The organism is Clostridium sp. AM27-28, from assembly GCF_003480955.1.
In the GTDB taxonomy this organism is placed as follows: domain Bacteria; phylum Bacillota; class Clostridia; order Lachnospirales; family Lachnospiraceae; genus Otoolea; species Otoolea fessa.
In genome coordinates this window covers 177696-178620 of record NZ_QUJT01000007.1, presented here as the reverse complement: position 1 = coordinate 178620, position 925 = coordinate 177696, and the positions used below count along the sequence as shown (strand labels likewise).

Sequence of the window (925 nt, the reverse complement as noted above, 5' to 3'; positions counted from 1 at the left end):
GTATCATAGAACATTTTTGTGCCCTGTGCCGTATGTCCACAAAGTAGGAATTAGGGGTAAAAATCAGAAATTTCCACGATTGCGGAAAGTGTGATATAATCCAGATAAGCGGCAGCAATGAAACCATTGGAAAGGAGCGTGCGCCCATGAAAGGAGCAACAAGCATACAGGAACGCCTTTGGGAACTCCGCAAGGACAAAGGCTTAAATCTGGAAGAACTATCAAAGCTGACAGGCATTTCCAAATCAGCTCTTGGAAGTTATGAAAAAGAGGATTTTAAGGAAATCAATCATGGCAACCTTATCACGCTGGCAGACTTCTATGGGGTCTCTGTTGATTATCTACTGTGCCGGACAGAGAACAGGGAGCAGATCAACACACCATTGACGGAGCTGCATTTGAATGATGAGATGGTGGCACTGCTGAAAAGCGGTCGGATTAACAACCGTCTGCTCTGTGAGCTTGCTACACATAAGGATTTTATCAAGTTTCTTGCAGACATTGAGATTTATGTGGACGGGATTGCTACCATGCAGATTCAAAACCTCAATGCACTTGTCGATACCGTCCGGCATGAAATCATTGAACGGTATCGCCCAGGCGAAGATGACCCGCATTTGAAAGTGCTGCAAGCCGCCCATATCAGTGATGATGAGTATTTCAGTCACATGGTTCTGGATGACCTCAACCTGATTATCCGGGATATTCGGGAAGCCCACAAAAAGGACAGTGAGAGTGCGCCCCAGACCACCGTTGCCGATGAATTGAAAGAAAATCTCGAAGCAGTCGAAAATTTCAAGGGCAGCCGGGATGAAAAGCTGGTTGTCCTTTACTGCAAGCAGCTCGGTATCAACTATAAAAATCTGTCAGACGAAGAATTTCGCTGGCTGATTCGGATTCTCAAAAAATCAAAGAAAATGGGAAC

The 925-nt window shown here is 45.2% G+C and carries 1 protein-coding gene; it reads left to right on the top strand.

All coding sequences use genetic code 11. The features are described from left to right. Positions 1–146: 146 nt before the first annotated feature. Positions 147–925: helix-turn-helix domain-containing protein (locus DW720_RS09660; protein WP_147355509.1), on the top strand; the 779-nt coding region annotated here is incomplete at its 3' end.